At 46.2% G+C, this 19,147-nt stretch carries 11 protein-coding genes; 8 read left to right on the top strand and 3 right to left on the bottom strand.

From position 1 onward, the window contains the following. The first annotated feature begins 68 nt into the window (after positions 1–68). The 5 genes from ABD744_RS08740 to ABD744_RS08720 all read left to right on the top strand — a co-directional run bounded on the left by ABD744_RS08740 (position 69) and on the right by ABD744_RS08720 (position 5,355). Entirely contained in the window at positions 69–356 is a 288-nt protein-coding gene (locus ABD744_RS08740; protein ID WP_344797525.1) for a hypothetical protein, read from the top strand. Beyond that, positions 314–1,054: a transposase gene (locus tag ABD744_RS08735; RefSeq protein ID WP_344797523.1), complete on the top strand. Its 741-nt coding sequence runs from the start codon at positions 314–316 to the stop codon at positions 1,052–1,054. Before ABD744_RS08740 ends, ABD744_RS08735 begins: the two co-directional genes overlap by 43 nt. Positions 1,055–1,833: 779 nt before the next feature. Continuing rightward, the gene (locus ABD744_RS08730; protein ID WP_344797521.1) at positions 1,834–2,781 is read left to right on the top strand and encodes an NAD(P)-dependent oxidoreductase; all 948 of its coding nucleotides are present in this window, start codon (positions 1,834–1,836) and stop codon (positions 2,779–2,781) included. 4 nt (positions 2,782–2,785) lie between these two features. Next, positions 2,786–4,333, top strand: a complete 1,548-nt coding sequence (locus ABD744_RS08725) for a thiamine pyrophosphate-binding protein (RefSeq protein WP_344797519.1) — start codon at positions 2,786–2,788, stop codon at positions 4,331–4,333. Positions 4,334–4,353: 20 nt separating this feature from the next. Further along, positions 4,354–5,355, top strand: a complete 1,002-nt coding sequence (locus tag ABD744_RS08720; protein WP_344797517.1) for a Gfo/Idh/MocA family protein — start codon at positions 4,354–4,356, stop codon at positions 5,353–5,355. Between the two features lie 138 nt (positions 5,356–5,493). On the opposite strand, the gene ABD744_RS08715 is transcribed toward ABD744_RS08720, so the two are convergent. The 3 genes from ABD744_RS08715 to ABD744_RS08705 form a co-directional block, all read right to left on the bottom strand. Continuing rightward, the gene (locus tag ABD744_RS08715) at positions 5,494–9,024 is read right to left on the bottom strand and encodes a hypothetical protein (RefSeq protein WP_344797515.1); all 3,531 of its coding nucleotides are present in this window, start codon (positions 9,022–9,024) and stop codon (positions 5,494–5,496) included. Between the two features lie 559 nt (positions 9,025–9,583). Continuing rightward, positions 9,584–10,678: an alkene reductase gene (locus tag ABD744_RS08710; RefSeq protein WP_344797513.1), complete on the bottom strand. Its 1,095-nt coding sequence runs from the start codon at positions 10,676–10,678 to the stop codon at positions 9,584–9,586. A 2-nt stretch (positions 10,679–10,680) separates the two neighbouring features. Beyond that, complete coding sequence (locus tag ABD744_RS08705) at positions 10,681–11,136, bottom strand: VOC family protein (RefSeq protein ID WP_344797511.1); 456 nt, start codon at positions 11,134–11,136, stop codon at positions 10,681–10,683. A 98-nt stretch (positions 11,137–11,234) separates the two neighbouring features. Between ABD744_RS08705 and ABD744_RS08700 the strand changes: the two genes are divergently transcribed. The 3 genes from ABD744_RS08700 to ABD744_RS08690 all read left to right on the top strand — a co-directional run. Further along, a complete protein-coding gene (locus ABD744_RS08700; RefSeq protein ID WP_344797509.1) occupies positions 11,235–12,170 on the top strand; it encodes a LysR family transcriptional regulator in 936 nt (311 codons plus the stop codon). Between the two features lie 775 nt (positions 12,171–12,945). Further along, the gene (locus ABD744_RS08695) at positions 12,946–13,770 is read left to right on the top strand and encodes a sulfotransferase family protein (protein ID WP_344797507.1); all 825 of its coding nucleotides are present in this window, start codon (positions 12,946–12,948) and stop codon (positions 13,768–13,770) included. A 181-nt stretch (positions 13,771–13,951) separates the two neighbouring features. Continuing rightward, on the top strand, positions 13,952–19,147 hold a 5,196-nt coding region (locus ABD744_RS08690; RefSeq protein ID WP_344797505.1), incomplete at its 3' end, for a DUF4347 domain-containing protein.

The raw sequence follows: 19,147 nt of genomic DNA, 5'->3' as shown, positions 1-19,147 counted from the left end.
CAACACGTAAAGGGATCAGAGCCTTTTGCATACAGTATTGGATATCTAACCGGTTCAAGGCCAGTCTCATGCCCAAGCCACGCAAAGCTCAAATATCTCTGGATGCCACGCCTTACTATCACTGCGTTTCACGCTGCGTCAGGCGTGCTTTTCTGTGTGGTCTAGATCAGTTGACAGGCAAGAGCTACGAGCATCGCCGAGGCTGGCTTGAGAATAAGTTATTGTCTCTTCCGTCTATCTTCGCTATTGAAATCGCTGCCTACGCCATCATGTCGAATCATCGCGTGGCGACCATTATCAAGTGGTGCTTTATGTGGACAGTGAGCAGGCGAAGGGCTGGTCAGACTACGAAGTAGCAGAGCGCTGGCATAAACTATTTCGGGGTTCTCCGATCTCAGCAAAGTTTCTCAAACATCAAGAAATATCAGAAGGTGAGAAGATCGTCTTAGATTTACTGATTTCAAAATGGCGTGAGCGGTTGCAGGACATAAGCTGGTTCATGCGAGTATTGAACGAAGCGATTGCCAGAGAGGCGAATAGAGAAGATCAATGCACCGGAAGGTTCTGGGAAGGGCGCTTCAAATCTCAAGCTCTGTTAGATGAAAAAGCGCTGTTGGCTTGCATGGCTTATGTTGACCTCAACCCCATACGAGCGAACATGGCGAGAACACCAGAACATTCCGATCATACTTCTGTAAAAAGGCGCTATCAAAAAGCGGTCAACGCCCAAGACACAAACCCGCCTGAACAACAAGTCAAAAGCTTGTTCCCCTTTACTGGTTACCCCAACAATGAGCTCAAGAAAGGCTTACCTGTCCCGTTAACGGATTACCTAGCTCTGGTTGATTGGACAGGGCGTATTGTAAGAGATGATAAACGCGGAGCTTTATCAAGCAAACTGCCGCAAATACTTGAACGGCTCTGCATGGATCAACAAGAATGGCTAAAGCTTTCTCAGGGCTTTGAGAAATCTTATAAAACCTTTGAGGGAGAGGCAGATAAGATGAAGCAGGTTAGCCAACTGCTTGGGTATCAACGACTGCGAACTTCCTGATTAATATTCCTCAAGAAGATGAACTAATCGGCGCGTGCTGAGTCTCTGCTGTGCCTGAAATCTGTGTTTTTGAGGGGTTTTGGCTTATTGGTAAGTTTTAATGGAAAACTGTTGTAAGCGTTTAAAGCTTCGTTGGTGATGAGTTAAGATTTTTCTGAAAGTGGCTGTCTTCTTTCCTTTCTTTCCTTTTTCTTAAAAAAACAAACGAAAATTAGGACTTCTAGGGAAATAGCGATCATATTTCGAAAAAGAGCAGGTAGAGTCGAACTTGTTTTAATTCATAGTACGTTTGCAGGGTATTTCATCTATCTCAGTGAATTTGGGCGTTGTGGCGCCTTATTAGATATATTATGTTTATTTGGTTGATATAAATCATCTAAGGCTCACATCCTCATTAAATGTGGCTTTCAGCCGTTCTATACTAATTTGTAATCTCATGCGCTAGATACAGTGAGGAAGTATGTTGTGATGTCTTGGATGAGTATATCGTAGATTTATAGTGGGAGGCACGGGTGTTAAAGCGAGCCTTTAGAAGTTTCCATTCTTTCGGAAAGTTATAATCATACAGATTAATCTGGGGTCGGTTTTCAATTTCTCTTTGTTCTGATCGTTATATCGTGCTAAGTGGGGAAAGTTGAGGTTCTCGAATGAAGTTCTCTTTGCAAACGGTGGTTTACTAAACATTACTGCAGTTAAACAACGATAAAGTTAATGTTTAACTCGTACTGATAGTATCTGAACTACAATTTTTGCTTGTTAAACTGGATAGGAGTTCGCTCTTGAAAAAAAAATATAATGTTGTTTATTTGGGCGCTGTTGAAGGTTTTGAAGTCGTAACTTCGGTGCTAAATGATTGTTGTGATGTTACGCATGTTGAAGCTGTGGTAGATAAGGTTGCTTCCTCATTAATGGAAGCAGATGCGCTTGTAGATGCATCAATGAAAGTTAAAATTACCAATTCCATATTGGAGCAGGCTGGAAATCTTAAAATTGTTTCTTGTGCTACGACGGGGTCTGACCATATTTCTCGAGAAAAAGCCTTGGAGCGAGGGATTAAAATAAGCACGCTTAAAGAAGATAAAGAGTTACTTCAAAATTTGACACCGGCAGCAGAACTGTCTTGGGCATTATTGATGGCCTGTGCACGTAAGCTTTCTGGCGCATACGAGCATGTTAAGCGAGGAGGTTGGGTCAGAGAGGAATTCCCTGGAGTGATGTTAAATGGGAAGCAATTAGGATTAGTTGGCTTTGGGAGAATTGGTGGCTGGATGTCAAAATATGCTAAGGCTTTTGGAATGAAAGTTATCGTATATGATCCTTATGTAAGTTCCCTTCCTGAATCAGTTGAAGCCGCAAACTTGGAAGATCTTTTTGCTAACAGCGACTTTATATCGATCCATGTTCACTTGACAGAAGATACGCGTGACTTAGTGAGTAGTAAGTTGCTCTCGTCAATTAAAAAAGGTGCAGTTTTGATTAATACCTCCAGAGGTGACATTGTCTCTCAAGAGGGATTGTTGATGGGGTTAAAGAGTGGTCGAATAAGCGCTGCAGGTCTCGACGTATTGCAAGGAGAGCCTGATATTGATCAAAGTCCACTTGTTCAATATTGTCGAGAAAACAGTAATTTAATAATCACTCCTCATATCGGAGGATTTTCACCTGACGCTGTCACTCTTGTGTGTAAGAGGGCTGCAGAGAAAGTAAAAAAATGTTTCAGTGAGTAGTCGCATGAACAAAGAACTTGATCTATTGGCAATTGATATTGCAAACAGTGGGGTGGAATATGTTTTTGGAATTCCAGGAAGCGGAGTTAGTTACTATTTACTAGATCAACTAGAGAAGAAAGGGGTTCAGTTTATTCTTGTTCATCATGAAGCGAGTGCTGCTCTGATGGCAGGAGGTTATGCGAAAACTTCAGGAAATATAGGGATATCTCTTTCTATCAAAGGACCAGGGTTAACCAATATGATACCTGGGGTCGCAGCATGCAGATACGAAAACTTACCTGTTATTTCTATCTCGGAGTGCTACGGGAAGCAATCCCCTACTTCTCAAGCACACAAGAAAATTGATCAGGATGATGTGCTGCGAGCTTACGTAAAAACGAGAGAGTCACTAGTGGGGAATGAAGATTTACTGAGTAAGTGTATTCTTGTCGCTAAAACTGAGCCGCCTGGTCCCGTACATATAGAATTAGCTGATATTGATACAAATTTATTCGAAGGCGAGAATTCAAAACCTGCAGGTTGTATTGATGAAGTTGTCGAAGCAATTAGTAGAGCTAAACAGCCAGTTCTTATTGTTGGAAGTCTTGCTACAAGAAAGGTGTGGGGAAATTCTATAAATGAGCTTGCCATACCTGTATTTTCAACTGCTTGTGCGAAAGGCATTTTTGACGAAACAAATAAGTATTCAGCAGGAGTCTATACAGGAGTAGGTGGCGAAAAGTCACCTGAGTATGGGCTCTTGACTCAGACTGATTTGATTGTATCGATTGGGTTGAGACATAGCGAAGTTTTAAAGACTCAACAGTTTAAGTGCAAATCAATTCAATTGGATGAAGTTGAAGAGAAATATATTAACGGCTTTAATTTCGACTATTTAATTGATTCAAATTCTTACAATTACAATAAGGTTATTGCTGCCCTAAAAAACAAGAACTGGGGAGAGGAGTTAATAGCGCAACGTCAGGAAATTGTTAACGCTTACTTTGATACTTCTTACTTTTTACCTGCGAGTGTTTACAGTTTCATCGAGTCTTACTTTAAAGGATATGCAAGAATTGTTTTGGATACTGGTGATTTTTGTACAGTGGGAGAACATGTTTGTAATGTTCGTGAGCACCATCTGTATTTATCATCAGGACAGGGCCGCTATATGGGTATTTCATTGCCTTTAGCTATTGGGGCATCGTTAGCTGATAGATCTGTTCCGACAGTCTGTTACACAGGTGATGGAGGGATAGGGATGTATATAGCAGAATTAAAAGTTGCTAAAGCGATGAAGTTGCCTTTAGTTGTTGTGCTTCTTACTGATGGTGGTTTTTCTTCAGTGAAACGGGTAACTGATTCGAACAGGTTTACATCTAAGGGAGTCATTCCAGCAGACTCTTCATGGTATGGTATTGTTAACGGAATGGGTATAGACAGTCAGCCCGTTAATTGTTTGCGTGAACTCGGATGTATGTTGGAAAAATGGGATAAAGAAGGCCCTATTTTCATTGAGGCATCGTTTGATGAAGAGGCATACAGTCTAATGGCCCTCGAAATTAGATAAAATACAAGGAAAAGATACGAATGAAACACTTATTAATCGTCGGAGCTGGAAGTGTCGGAAAAAGACACGCACAAAACCTCTTGGAAATGGGGTGTAAGGTTTCATGTGTTGACCCGAGGATTGACCGTTGTGAAGAGCTCTCGAAAACTATCTTAGTTGAAAATAGCTTCTCCTGCTTGGACTTGGCTCTTGAAGATGGTGGACAATTCTCTGGTGCGGTGATTTGTTCGCCTCCTTCATTTCACGTCGATCAATGTATTTCCTTATTAGAAAAAGGTATTTCTATTTTATTAGAGAAACCTATTTCTCCGGATATGGAGAGTGCTTCAAGGCTTTTAGATATATCTAAAAATCAAGATGCTTCGGTACTGCTTGGATATACGTTTAGATGGTGGGAGCCGTTAAGGCATGTTAACAAGTTGCTGAAGTCAGGTATTTTAGGAGATCTTCATCATATATATTTTGTGATGAGCGCTCACCTTGCTGATTGGCACCCTTGGGAAGACTATCGAGAGTTCTTCATGGCGAGTAGAGAGCTTGGCGGTGGGGCATTGCTAGATGAAAGCCATTGGATAGATATTATGTTGTGGTTTTTTGGTTTACCTAAAGACGTTTATGCTCGAATAGAAAAGTTAAGTTCGTTAGAAATTGATAGTGATGATAATGTCGATATGATATTCGAGTATGAAGATAATAAAAGAATTACTATGCACTTAGATTTGTACGGAAGACCCCATGAAAAGCATATTAAATTTGTTGGCGAGAAAGGTACGATGATATGGTCTGTTGATCCAAATGAAACTGCTTACTGTACATCTGAATCAGAGATCAACTGGGTTAAAAAGACATATTGTTGTGAAAGGAATGATATGTTTAAAGAAGTAGCTTTGGAGTTTTTGGATATCTTGGATGGCAATAAATCCCCTACTTGTAGTTTAGAAGATGGATTGAATGTTCTAAAGGTAATTGAAGCAGCGCGGGAGAGTTCATTTTTGAAGAAACGAGTAGATATTGTAAGATAGCCGTAAGCGAAATGATCAGCGATTTTTCGACCGCCATAGTTTGGCATTAACGTCTTTAGCTTAATTCAGTTCATACCCATCCAGTAAATGCGCCTAATAGACGCACATCTGGACTGGGTTAATACAATTTATCTCTCTCTAACTCATTACTTCCTTTAAATGTGTTGTCACCACATCTCGAACCGCACGAGATTTATCCTTGGCAAAGTTGGCCAGGTACGGACGAGCGTCCGGATATTCGGCCAGCATTTCCATGAGCGTTACTCGATTATTAGCGCGGAGAAATTTGGCGACTTTTTTCAGCTCATTGGTTTGTGTCAAAGCCACCACCCATAACTGACATGCCTTGAGGCGATGATGTTTAACGCAGTACAACAGAATGTGTTCATAACACACGCCTAATTCCTGTATCCACATTAAGAACTGAGCGGTGGCTTGTTCTTGATATTCATCGTCGTCATCGTCCATTTCCAGACGTTGTAGTAATGACAATTCGTCCTGTTGTACCTTTTGGTCAAGGAGGCGATTTACCAGGTTACGCTCAAACAGTTTAAAGCCACGATAATTCACGTTGAGCAGTAATTTCGTCAGGCGATCACGGCGGGTGTCGTCTAATAACCAAATCAGAGTATCCAGACCATTGAGACGATAATCGGGCGCCTGCACTTTCAGGTATTCACCATGTAGGTATTGTTTACACATCGTCAGGGTCGTCTGATAATTGGCGTCACCCTGCAGGTAACTCATAATCTGATCCAGCAGTTGCTGGCTGCGGAAATCACGGTCGGTTAGCTCGAAACAACGTTGCAGCAGCTGTTCGCCGTTAATGTCACTGTTAATCAGCAACACAAAACCGCCAATCTGGTTTAATGCTTTGGCCGGTTTTTCTGAACCACCAATAATTCCCCAGTGATCACCACGGTCCTGCAATAACCACAAACTTTGCCAGTCGATGTCCAGCGGTGCCAGGTTGTTCAGAGTCCGGAACTGTTCACTGACCTGATGAGGTTTCTGCGCCAGACGTTCATCACTCAGTTCGACAAACTCGGTGTTAAATTCGTCTGTTAAGGTCGCGTTGAAGTCTTCACATTGCATCGTATTCAGACTGAGCTGAATACTGCGCAGCAGCGCTTGGGGCAGATCGGTGTTCAGTTCTTGCTGATACAGCTCGCTGAAACGAGGGTATTTCAGCAGTAGTCGACGATAAAATTCGGTTTTGGTGCTTTCGTTGATGTAGAGCAGGCCATGATGTAAGGCCTCAGCGTCGCGGCGTTTAAGCGGGCCAAATACCGACTGGTCGTCACTGTCGATGTGGGCAAATTTATCCAGCCATTCCTCGTATTCTTCCGGGCCGTCGTAATGATTCAGTCGACATTGGCTCACCTGAAAGGCCTGCAGATAAGCACGATCGATATCGGCACCCAACATCCTGAGGCGATAGTGCTCCAGTGCGTCGGCGCCATCGTCAAATTCAACTCTGTAGCTATTCGTGGAGTAGGCTTGGGACACCAGTCGGGTTACCCGTACCGGCGCTAATGCCACCATCAGTTGCCACAGGCGTTTGGCTTGTTGTTTAAAGACACAGTCTTTGGGTGCCTTTAGCAGCCAGAAACAAATTAATAAACAACGCTGATAATTCTCGTCATGGTCACTTAAAAAATGGTAGCCAATCTGTTGCTGATTAAACTGGTTCATATTCAGAGGGCCACGCACCACTTCTTCGCGGTGGGCATATTGCTGAAACAACTCAATTACCTGCGGTTGAGTTAATTGTGGTTGTTCGGCGGTGAAGTAATCGGCCAGTTGTTCGACTTGAGCGGCATTCATGCCTTGCTTATCAAAAATCCCTTCGCCCAGAATGTCGAGGTTTTTGCGCAGATAATCGAATAGGGCTTGCCAGGGCTGCGGTGAATCGAACTGGGCGGCTAGCGTTTCGGTGTAGGCATCGTTGTGGTTATTTTGAACATCGTCGTGCAGTAAGAAGGCCATCAACGCGTATTGACCGATTGTGAACTCATCGTCTTCTTTTGGCCAAAGGGTCGGGTTGGCCAACGTTCGGTGTTCGTTGATCAGCTCGCGCGCTTGTTCCAGATTGTCTTGGTACAGCAACTCGTCCATATCACAGAATTGATGGCCGACGTCATTCAGTAAACGAATGTTCAGTCGCTGTTCGTAATTTTCTTCCGGCACTTTAGAGTAGCGGGCAAAGTATTCTCCGGCGCTGAGTAACTCATATCGATCAACCAGCTGATCACGTATGTAATCATCCAATTCGTCCTGACCTAATATCCGGTAAAAGATGTCCAGCATACGCAGGGTTTGTTCACACCGCTGTTGATAGCTTTGTGACGGCATAATGTCGGCCAGTTCTTCGGCGTCTTCGTCATCGCACAGCATTTCACGCAGTAAGTCGCTGAGAAAGTGCCCCAGTTCATGATTGATGTCTTTATTCGTTTCACCAAACAGCAACTGGTCGCTGAGATCGCGATACAATTCGGGTGCATGTTGCTTGGCTAGCTCAGCGACGGGAAATTCGACTAAGGCGTTAAAGACGTCCGGTTGACTGCCGTCGATAATGTGCCGCCATAAGGTGCCACCTAAGGGCAGGGCCAGAATCAGGGGGTTAACTTTGTAAAGCTCATCGCCCAGCTCTCTGTCGCTTTCTGACCGATCTTTGAGATAAATATTATCTTCGGCATAACAAACCAGTGGCTTATCGGTTTGTGCTTTGATCTGTTGTTGTAAGTCGAGGGCTTCGTCTTCTAGGCTGGCGCTGATAAAGTGCTGCTGCCTGTGCTTTTCCAGGTCTTCTTCGTCGAACGGGTCACCTTCTTCGGGCAACAGGGTTAAATAAAAGTCGAGCACCGGGTCGGCGTTATCAAAGTCGCTGCTTTCGCAGTACAGCATTTTCGGACTAGTTCGCAGGCGTTCAGTTAAGGCTTGCTTGAACCAGGTGTATTCGGCCGGGTTGGCTTTTAAGAATTCACCTAATGGTTGATAGTGGGTGTCACTTTCCCATTCGTTGCCATACATCTGGTAACGTATGCCTCTGTTGTCACACCAGATATAGGCGTTAATCACGTCGTGCGTCCAACCGTACTTGTGGACAAAATGGGCGAGGTAATCACTGTAACCACCGGCGTGTTCATCGTCCCAGTAAGGAATAAAAAACTGGGCCAACAAGGTCAGATATTTACAGTCATGGCAGCACAATAAAAACAGCGCTTCTGCGCCGAACACGCGCATGTCGTCGGTCCACATGGCGCTAGTGTCGTTGTATTTTCGGGCATAGGCGACGATTGCTTCGGCGGTGTTCACCAGTTCGCCGACCACCGATTCGTGTTGTAGCCCGATGGCAAACAGTAAGGCTTCGGATACATAATATTCGGCGTCATCGGCGATGGTTTCATCTTTACTGAATGTCCATGACTCCGGCCCTTGCTGATAGGCCGTGTAAGCCAGTTCGCGCCAATGGTCGTCTTCGATGTCCTGAAATTGCAGGCGACGGGTGCTGTTATCTTCTTGAACGACAAATTCAATATCAAATTGTTCTTTATGAAACGCCGTTTCTGCAGCCAGGTGTTGCTGGTACTGTTGCAATGCGCTGCGTAGAGACTCGGGTTGGTCGATGATAATAGGGATTTGAATCGATTTTTGAAACTCAAGCATAGAGGGCCTTCTGTGGCTGGTGTCTTGTCAACAAACCGGTGGACTCATTCAGAGAGTCATTTGCACATAGGAACACTGGGTTTGTATGTTTTCCGTAACTAATTAGTTTGTCCAATTGGACAGGTATTTTATCAGAGTCTATTAACTGCTCAGAGTGGTCTGCTCAGGCTAAATGGTAACATTCTGTAAATTCATGGGTTGTTTGAAGAAGGAGTCCTACACCGCAGCCGAAGCATTACGCTGGAAAGAGGCTGGTTTCAGCTTGAGTGATGCCAATGATGAAAGAGAAAAAGATCTAACGCCAGTTCAGGCAACAGAGTCTGAAAATGCTGGAGCGTGATTTTCTACAGACTGACCTTCTACAGAGTGAACTTCTACAGAGTGAACTTCTACAGAGCAATTGTCTTTCGAGTCGACATTGAGCCGCTTGTAGAAAAACATGGCGTCTAGGTTCCGTCAGTAAAAATTCTGGGTTATTCCTAAGAAAAGCAGTTCTGTGTTGACCAGAACTGCAGGATTTTCTGAATGAAGTGAGTGAAAACAGAGCCAATTCGCTGTATTACTCATGATTAGGGTAGTCGGTGTAGCCTCGTTCGTTGCCGCCAAATAAGGTTGAAGGATCTGAAATTTCGTTTAAAGCCAATTGGTTTTTTAAGCGGTAGGGCAAGTCCGGGTTGGCTATGAACTTACGTCCAAATGCCACAAAGTCGACAAGTCCCTTATTTATCAGGTCAGCGGCACGGCTTTCGTTATAGTTGCCTGCGACGACAATGGCTCCGGAAAAATTGCGTCTTAACTGAATTCGGAACGCTTCGTTAACCATGGGCGCATCATCCCAGTCCGCTTCTGCTAAATGAATGTAAGCAATGCCAAGGTCTTCGAACTTCTTTGCTGCAAGCAAAATGCTATCGGCCGCTTGAGGGTCATCCATTCCTCTTTGGGTAATAAAAGGCGCAAGCCGAATGCCTGTACGTTTAACGCCAATTGCCCTGCTGACTTCGGTGACAACTTCAAAAGCAAAACGCAGACGTTTTTGTGCGTTTCCGCCATATTCATCGGTGCGTTGGTTTGAGGTACTTCTTAAAAACTGATCAATTAAGTAGCCGTTGGCTGCGTGTATTTCGACGCCATCAAAACCTGCTTCGATGGCATTTAAGGCCGCCTGGCGATAATCATCAATAATGGATTGGATTTCATTTTTGCTCAGCTCTCTGGGAACAGGGCAATCCAGCATACGGCCGATGCCATCTTCGCCGACCACCCAAACTTGAGCATCTGGTGCGAGTGGGGAGGGCGCAACGGGTTTGCCATCAGCATGAAATGATGGATGGGACATTCGCCCTACATGCCACAGTTGTGCAAATATTCGGCCGCCTGCGTTATGGACAGCATGGGTGACTTTTTTCCAGCCACTTATTTGCTCCGGGGTATAGAGCCCCGGAGTGAATGAATAACCCTTTCCTTGCGCGGAAATCTGGGTTGCTTCCGAAATGATCAACGCAGCACTGGCCCGTTGAGCATAATAAGTTGCCATCAAATCGGTCGGAATATCACCGGGTTGTTCTGTTCGCGAGCGTGTCATGGGAGCCATCACGACTCGATTGGTTGTAGAGAAGTGGCTGATAGTTGCAGGTTCAAATAGTGGGTTAGTCATGTTCAGTTCCTGTTTGCGGTGAGTTTGTTTTTGTGGGTTAGTGAAAGCAGTTGTTTGCGGTCAAATACGATTTCTATTTTCAAGTCGTCCGGGCCGAAGACAAATACCTGATGCTCTTCGGAGGCAGGTACATCTCGCTCGATAAAAGGGAGTTTGTGTCGGACTAATCTGCGCACCAGCCCTGAGTAGTCCTCTGTGCTGAAAGCGAGGTGGTCGATGGTGTTTATCCCTGAAAGGGAGGTCGGGGCTGAGTTTTGACGTAAATATTCGGCTTGTTGAGGGTTCACGTTGTCACGGTTTGCAATATGAATACAGGGCATGTTTTGGTCGTCATACAACCAGGCGCCTTCAAACTCAAAAGGGGGCCGGTAACCTTCCGAAAGTCCTAAGGACTCTTTGAAAAAGGTGGTCATTTCAGATACGTCAGATGCCATTACCAAGGCGTGATTAAGTCGCATGACTTTCTCCTTTGTTTCGGAGAAAGTAGATTAACTATTTTGTGAGAATTTATAATTGGCTTTATAGTTAAAAGACTATTTTGAAAAACTGAATAATTATGGCAAAAATTGATGATATGGAGTTGTTCGTTCATGTCGTAAAAGCAGGTGGCTTAGCTGCGGCAGGGCGAAAGCTGGGTTTGTCGCCTGCAAGCATGACAGCAAGAATGAACCAAATTGAAAAACGTTATGATACCAGGCTCTTAACCCGAAACACGCGAAACATCGCGTTGACAGAAGCCGGTGAGCGTTTTTATTACGGTTGTTTAAAAGTGCTGGAAGAGGTGGCTCATGCCGAAAATGGTTTACAGGAAACAAAGCAAGAACTCAGTGGCAGCTTGCGGGTTGCAGCGACCTCTGACTTTGGTCGGCAATACGTTTCGTCGGCCATTGCTGAGTTTGTTTCTAAACACCCAAAGGTTCGTGTTCATTTGATGTTGGCGGATGGCCTGATCAATATTATTGATGAAGGGGTGGACTTAGCAATTCGCTTTGGTAATTTGCCAGACAGCAACTTAATCAGCCGTCCGATTATGGAAAATAGGCGCGTATTATGTGCTTCGCCAGAATACATTCATTCGTTTGGGGAGCCTCTTGTGCCTGAAGACCTGGCTCACCATCGTTGTTTGGTTTTAGAGCGTCATGGTCAGCCGCTGAATGACTGGCATTTTGAGTCTCAGGCACAACGTAAAACCCTTAAAGTGACCCCGTATTTATCCTGTTCTGACGGTGATGTTATCCGTCAGTGGGCGTTACAAGGGTACGGCATAGTAATGAAGTCATTGATTGATGTGAAGAAAGATATTGCGGATGGGAGGCTTGTGTTAGTGCTGGAGCAATTTGTGAGGGGCTTCAGTCAAAAGGATACTGAAAGTGTTGGGTTGCAGGCAATTTATCCCAGTCGGCAGTATCAGCCACGCCAAGTGAAAGCTTTTTTAACGTTTTTTACAAAGTGGGTGTCGGGCGTATCTAACTCTGAAAGCAGGCATCTTTGATCCGGATGATCCAGCCTGTTTTTTCAAAAATTTTTTCTCTGGAAGCCCTTTCAAAAAGTAACTTCAGTTCATATTTAGGCTTACCAATAAAGATTCTATACAGATTTTTGACTTTAACTTTTCTTTTGCATATTTAGAGACTGAATCATCAGCAAGTGAGCCGGACAGTGCCTTTGATGATGGACGAACGACATTTCAGCGTTTTATAAAAATAATAGTATGTAAATCAGTGATGTAGGGTTTGGTTTGATGTTGGTGAAGACTAAGAGCGGAGAGAGAAATGTCTCTTTTTTGTTACGGATTCAGCTTGGCAAACGGGCGGTGTCCATGTAAGAGGTTCCCTAAATAAAAACAGTGTTCTAAAAATATGATCAATCCTCTAAACGCGAGCAGGGATGTGGGATGGGGCATTGATTGATGTAGTTGAGCTCTTAGGAGACTCAGTCCTTTTTCGTATTTTTTGAAGTTTGGCCTTATAGGTTCAAATTATCGTCTATTGTTAACGCTGAGTGGTTTAGAGGTGGCGTTATTCTTGAGTAATTTACTTGGTGATGTAATCCCGTGTAATGGAAAATTCCGTTATTAATGCTCAGTATTGTAATTCGTCCTTTAAACATTAGGGAACCTTATTTCGAACACTGTAATGATAATGCAGTACAGGTTATTTGGGTTGCGCCGAGTCCGACTACGATCAACAGATTAAGTCAATAAATGGTGCTTAGTTTGGTTGTGTAGTGATGATTTGTGGCAAATAACTTACTTATCGATTAATTACATGGATCGTATGCAAAAAGTACATTTTATTTCTGGTTTACCTCGTTCGGGTTCTACTTTGTTGGCAGGAATATTACGCCAGAACCCCGATTTTTATGCGGCTATGTCGAGTCCTGTTGCTTCGTTGATGAATGGGTGTCTTGAGCAAATGGGCGCAGGCAGTGAGTTCTTTACCTTTTTTAATGAGCAGAAACGAAAAGATATTTGTCGGGCGTTATTCACGACTTATTATCAAGAAGAAGCAGATAAGCAGGTTATTTTTGATACTAACCGCATCTGGACGGCTCGTCTTCATCAACTGACTGAACTCTATGACGACTTTAAAGTGATCTGCTGTGTTCGGAATCCCGCTTGGGTGATGGACAGCTTTGAAACCATTTATCGTAAAAACCCCTTCGATTACAGTCGTATCTACAACCCTCAGTCTCGACAAACCGTCTATTCCCGTTGTGAAAGCATGATCAGTGCTTCCGGTACTGTGGGCAGTGCCTGGACGGCTCTAAAAGAGGCGTATTACGGTGAATATTCTGATCGTTTGCTGCTTGTGGATTATGATCTGTTAACTCAGCACCCCGTGAAAACACTTGAGTTGCTCTATCAGTTCATTGGTGAACCTATGTACGACCACGACTTTAATAGTGTTGACTATGAGGCCAATGAGTTTGATCAGAACCTGGGAGCGAAGGGACTGCACCAAGTAAAGAAAAAAGTCGAATTTAAATCCCGGCGAAGCATTTTACCGCCAGAGTTATTTCAAAAGTACAGTGATATGGCATTTTGGCAGGACACAGCAGGCACCTCTGCGAGCATTATTTCGACAAAATAAGTGGGTAGAGAGAACACACTTCTTATAAATAGGCAGCTCGAAGAAAGTTGCTGAAGTGCGTTTTAAAAAGAGTGTTTTTAAGTGGGTTATCGAGAATTGAGTTGTCTTAAAGTGAATGGTTTTGAAGTGGTTTGCTTTAAGTAATCAGCCAAGTAACGCAAATATAGACTAGGGTCGGGTTATGAATAAGCATCTTTTAAATGGCATCACATCGGCAATGATGTCTTTAGGCGTATGCAGCGCACCTGTGCAGGCTTACAGCAGTTTTCAGGTGAATCAAGGTGCTGCTCAGGCCTATGCCAGACATAGCAAAGGGGTGGTAAAACCATTACCGATGACCATGCCTCCTCTGACCCCGGCCAACAGAAAACAAGCCGAACAAAGGCTGAGGGATCAACCTGTTTCTTTAGTTCAGCATGCGATGCCAACTTCTGAACTGTACCTGAGCACTCCCTCTAAGAATGGCCTAGTATCATCAAAAGCGCTTTCGTCTGAATTCAGTGAAAAGTCATCTTCTGTTGAATTGATTTTAGATGCGCGTCATGCCATTTCTGAACTGATTATTATTGATCAGGCCGTTGCCGATAAGCATTTGATTTACCGTCAGCTTAAACCTGGTATGGAGGTCAGAGAAGTCAACTCTCTTGAAGATGGTTTGGTTCAACTGTCCGCTATTCTGTCGGATTACCGTGATCTCGAAGCATTGCATGTATTTTCTCACGGCCGCGATGGATCAATTCTTCTGGGTAATTCTCAGATCAATGAGGCCACGTTAAATCAAGAAGTTAATGCTTTGTCAGATATTGATGGGGCACTGAAAGACGGAGCTGACTTACTGCTTTACGGTTGCGAACTTGCCAAAACAGAGCAAGGGGAGCAGCTGCTGGAATTGATAGCCCATCAAGCCAACGTGGATGTGGCGGCGTCTGATGATTTAACCGGGAATGCACAGTTAGGCGGTGATTGGGACCTTGAGGTTCAAACGGGCGATATCGAGGCCGAGTTACTGGCAAACTCCATTGCCATGCAGGATTTTTCTACGGTATTAGCAGTTACTGGAGCGGGCTTTGCATCCGACTACAGTGACCCTAACACTTATCTATACAGCGGTTACACGGTTCGGTTATCTACTAATAACCCAGGGTCTGATTCTTTATATTGTAATGGTAGTGCTAATTACTGCTATGAAGACTTTGACAGTGCTGGAAATTCAGGTACTAAGATTTATCTGGATTTTACTGGTGGGCAAGAGTTCGATATCGCCAGTTTGTTTATTCATAGCAGTGGGGCGCAAGACTTCACCTTTGAGTCGGATAAGGGGGATATTGATACCTTGAGCTTGAATGGCACTAATACCACTAAAAACCTTAACTGGACTGGAATTAGCAAACTGACCATTCGGCGCACCGATAATACAGCGCTTACTTATATGAGGGTAGGCACTTTTGATCTGGCTAATATCCAGAATCCATCCACCCCAACAATCACTAATGTGACCTATGACTCCAGTACCGGCAACATGGTTGTCACAGGCACCAACTTCGAAGCCAAATCCGGTGGCGCCAATGATATTACGGTCAATAAACTCACCGTTACCGGCGAAGGCGGTGGTGGCTCGGCGTACACGCTGACTTCGGCGACCAACGTTGAAATAACTTCTGCGACTGAGTTTACCGTGCCGATCAGTGGCACCGATAAACTGCGGGTTGATGCTCTGTTCAATAAAAACAGCACGACAGCAGACGATGGCATCACCTATAACTTAGCCGCTGCGGATGACTTTGTGGCCAACGTGACGGCGGGGGACACCGCCATTGCCACCAATGGTGTGACCGTCAGCAATTATGCCAACCCAACGATTACTTCCTCCACCTACGATGCCAGTACCGGTGCGTTGGTGGTGACGGGAACGGGTTTTTCTGCCGTCAGCGGTGCCGCCAATGATGTGGTGGCGAATACCTTTACCTTCACCGGAGACAGTGGTGGTACCTATACATTGACCGACAGCAGCAATGTGGATGTGACTTCTGCGACGGCCTTTACTATCACTCTCAGCGCCACAGATAAGCACAATGTGAACGGTCTTCTGAATAAAAACCTGACCAGTGCTGAAAGTGGACAGGCTTATAATCTGGCCGCTGCGGATAACTGGATGGCGGGTGGCGCAAGCAATCAAAACATTGCTGATGCCGCCGCGACCATCAATGTCAGCAATGTGACCGCGCCTGCCGTCACGTCTGCCGCCTACAATCAAGGCACGGGCGTGTTGACGGTCACCGGTACCAACTTTGTGAATGCGGTGGGAGCTACCAATGACGTCGACGTGACGAAGCTGACGCTGACCGGGGAAGGCGGCAATACTTATACTTTAACCAGCAGTAATGTGGAGATTTCCAGTGCCACCTCGTTTACTGTTACATTGAATGCCGTCGATAAATTGGTGGTGAACGGCTTGCTTAATAAAAACGGCACTCAGGCCGATGATGGCGCGACAAATTACAATTTAAATCTTGCCGACGACTATATGCCAGCGGTGGCGACCTCGACCAACATCGCAGATGCCACCAACCCGGTGACGGTCAGTAATGTGCAAGTTCCGACGATCACCAGTGCCACCTATGACGCGAACAGTAAAGCCTTGGTGGTGACCGGCACCGGCTTCGCTCGTAAATTCGGGGCCACCAACGACATTGACCCCACCAAGCTGAGCCTGACCGGGGAGGGAAGTAATAGCTATACGTTGACGGGCAGCTCAGTCGAGATCAGTTCAGAAACTGAATTTACGATCACGCTGAGCGATACCGATAAAATCAATGTGAACGGCTTATTGAACAAAGACGGTACTGCGGCGGATGACAGCGTCACTTACAACCTGGCGGGCGCCGAAGATTGGCAGCAAGGCGCCGGGACCAATGCCACCATTGCCGATACCACCGGCAATGGCGTCACGGTGTCCAGTTCCGCAGACCCAACCATCACCTCGGCAACGTACGACTTTGCCACGGGTATATTGGTGGTCACCGGGACCCGGTTGGTTAAACACCCCGGGGCGACCAATGATGTGGACTTAACCAAATTGACCATTTCAGGGGAAGCCAGTGGCACCCGCATCTTAACCACCACCAACGTTGAAATTACCGATGAAACCAGTTTCAGTGTCACCTTAAACAGTGCCGATAAAACCGCCGTGAATGCACTGTTAAACGTCAATGGCACTCAATCAGAAGACTCAACTACCTATAACATCAATGCGGCGGAAGACTGGATGGCGGGGGCGGCAACCAGCAATAACATTGTGGATGCGACCGGCAATGGCATCACAGTCAGTAATGTGCCTGCACCGACCATCACTTCCGCGACCTACAACTTTGGCACCGGTGTTTTGACGGTGACCGGGGTGGATTTTGAAAGCAAATCCGGTGGGCTCAATGATGTCAGTGTCAGCAAGCTAACCCTGAAAGGGGAAGGGAACGCCACTTATACCCTGACCACCTCGGACGTTGAAATCACCAACGCCACCTCCTTCTCTGTGACGCTGAACGCCACCGATAAGCTCAATGTGAATGGCTTACTCAATAAAGATGGCACACAGGCGGACGATGCCACTGTCTTTAACCTCGCAGCGGCCGATGACTTTATGGCCAATGTCACGGCAGGCGATACCTCGGATGCAACCAATGGGGTGACGGTCAGTGCTCAGGCCGACCCGACCATAACTTCCGCAACGTACGACTTCAGTAGCGGTGCTTTGGTGGTTATCGGCACCAACTTCAGTCAAGTGGCGGGGGCGACCAATGACGTTGACCCGACCAAACTGACCCTCACGGGGGACAGCGGCAACACCTACACCCTGACGACGTCTGGCGTGGAAGTCACCAATGGCACCGCCTTTACCGTCACTTTAAATACCACTGACCAATTGAACATTAACGGCTTGCTGAATAAGAACGGCACGGCCTCCGGCAGCGGACAAACCTACAACCTGGCGGCGGCTGATAACTGGCTGGCGGGCGGCGCGCCCACCACCGACATCAGTGACGCCACCAGTAATGGCATTACGGTAAGTAATGTTGCCGTCCCTGTGGTGACCAGCAGCACCTACAACGCAGGCGCCGGTGTGTTGGTGGTGACCGGTACCAACTTTGTTAAAGAAGTCGGGGCCACCAACGATGTTGATCCAACCAAGTTCACTTTGTTAGGGGATGGCAATAGTTCTTACACCTTGACCACCACGTCTTCGGTCGAAATCACCAACAGTACGACGGTCAGTCTGACTTTGAGCGCGGTTGATCGAACCAACATCAATGGTTTGCTGAATAAAAATGGTACGTCTTCGTCTGACAGCACGACCTACAATCTGGCGGTTGCAGACCGTTGGATGCCTGGCGCGGATGCAGGCACCAACAGCGCTGACCTGACGGGCAATAGCATCACCGTCAGTGGCGTCATCGATCCGGCCATCACCTCGGTGGCTTACGATGGGACAACGGGTGTGTTATCCGTTACCGGCACCAACTTTGTGAATGAAGCGGGGGCACTGAACGATGTGGACCTCTCGAAATTCACCCTGACTGGCGAAGGCAGCGGCATCCGTACATTAACGACCACCAATGTCGAAATCACTTCCGCCACGGCGTTCTCTGCGACACTGAGTGCCGCCGATAAGTTGGTGGTGAATGGCCTATTGAATAAAAGCGGCACCACTTCAGGCGACAACACCACTTACAACCTGAATGCGGCGGATCGTTGGATGCCGGGTGCGGCCACCAGTCCGGGCATCGCGGATGCCACCACCGGGATTACGGTCAGTAACGTCCCCGTCGCCACCATTACTTCTGCGACCTATGCGGCCAATACCGGCACCCTGGTGGTCACCGGCACCAACTTTGTCAGCAAATCCGGTGCGATAAACGACATCGATGTGACCAAGCTGACCCTGAATGGCGAAGGCAATAATACATACACCTTGACGACCAGCAACGTTGAAATTTCCAGTGCGACCTCATTTACCCTGACGTTGAATGCAGCGGATCAGCTCAACGTCAATGGCTTACTGAATAAAGACGGCCTAACTTCCGATGGCGGGGCGGCCTACAACCTGGCGGCGGCCGAAGACTGGCTGGCAGGGGCAGCAGCGAGTGCAACCATTGCCGATTTGACCAGCAATGGCGTTACCGTGAGCGGTGTCGCATCGCCAACAATAACCTCGTCGACCTACGATGCAACCAGCGGCGCGATGGTGGTGACGGGCAGCAACCTGGCGAAATTCCCAGGCGTGACCAACGACGTGGACGTTTCAACGCTTACCTTGACCGGTGAGAGTGGTGCAACCTATACGCTGACCAGTGCCACGGATGTGGAAATCACCTCTGCCACA

Origin of the sequence: Litoribacillus peritrichatus, from assembly GCF_039537985.1 — a bacterium.
GTDB classification, from domain to species: Bacteria; Pseudomonadota; Gammaproteobacteria; order Pseudomonadales; family Litoribrevibacteraceae; genus Litoribacillus; species Litoribacillus peritrichatus.
The sequence above is the reverse complement of the archived record's forward strand: the minus strand, read 5'-3'. Positions and strand labels throughout refer to the sequence as shown.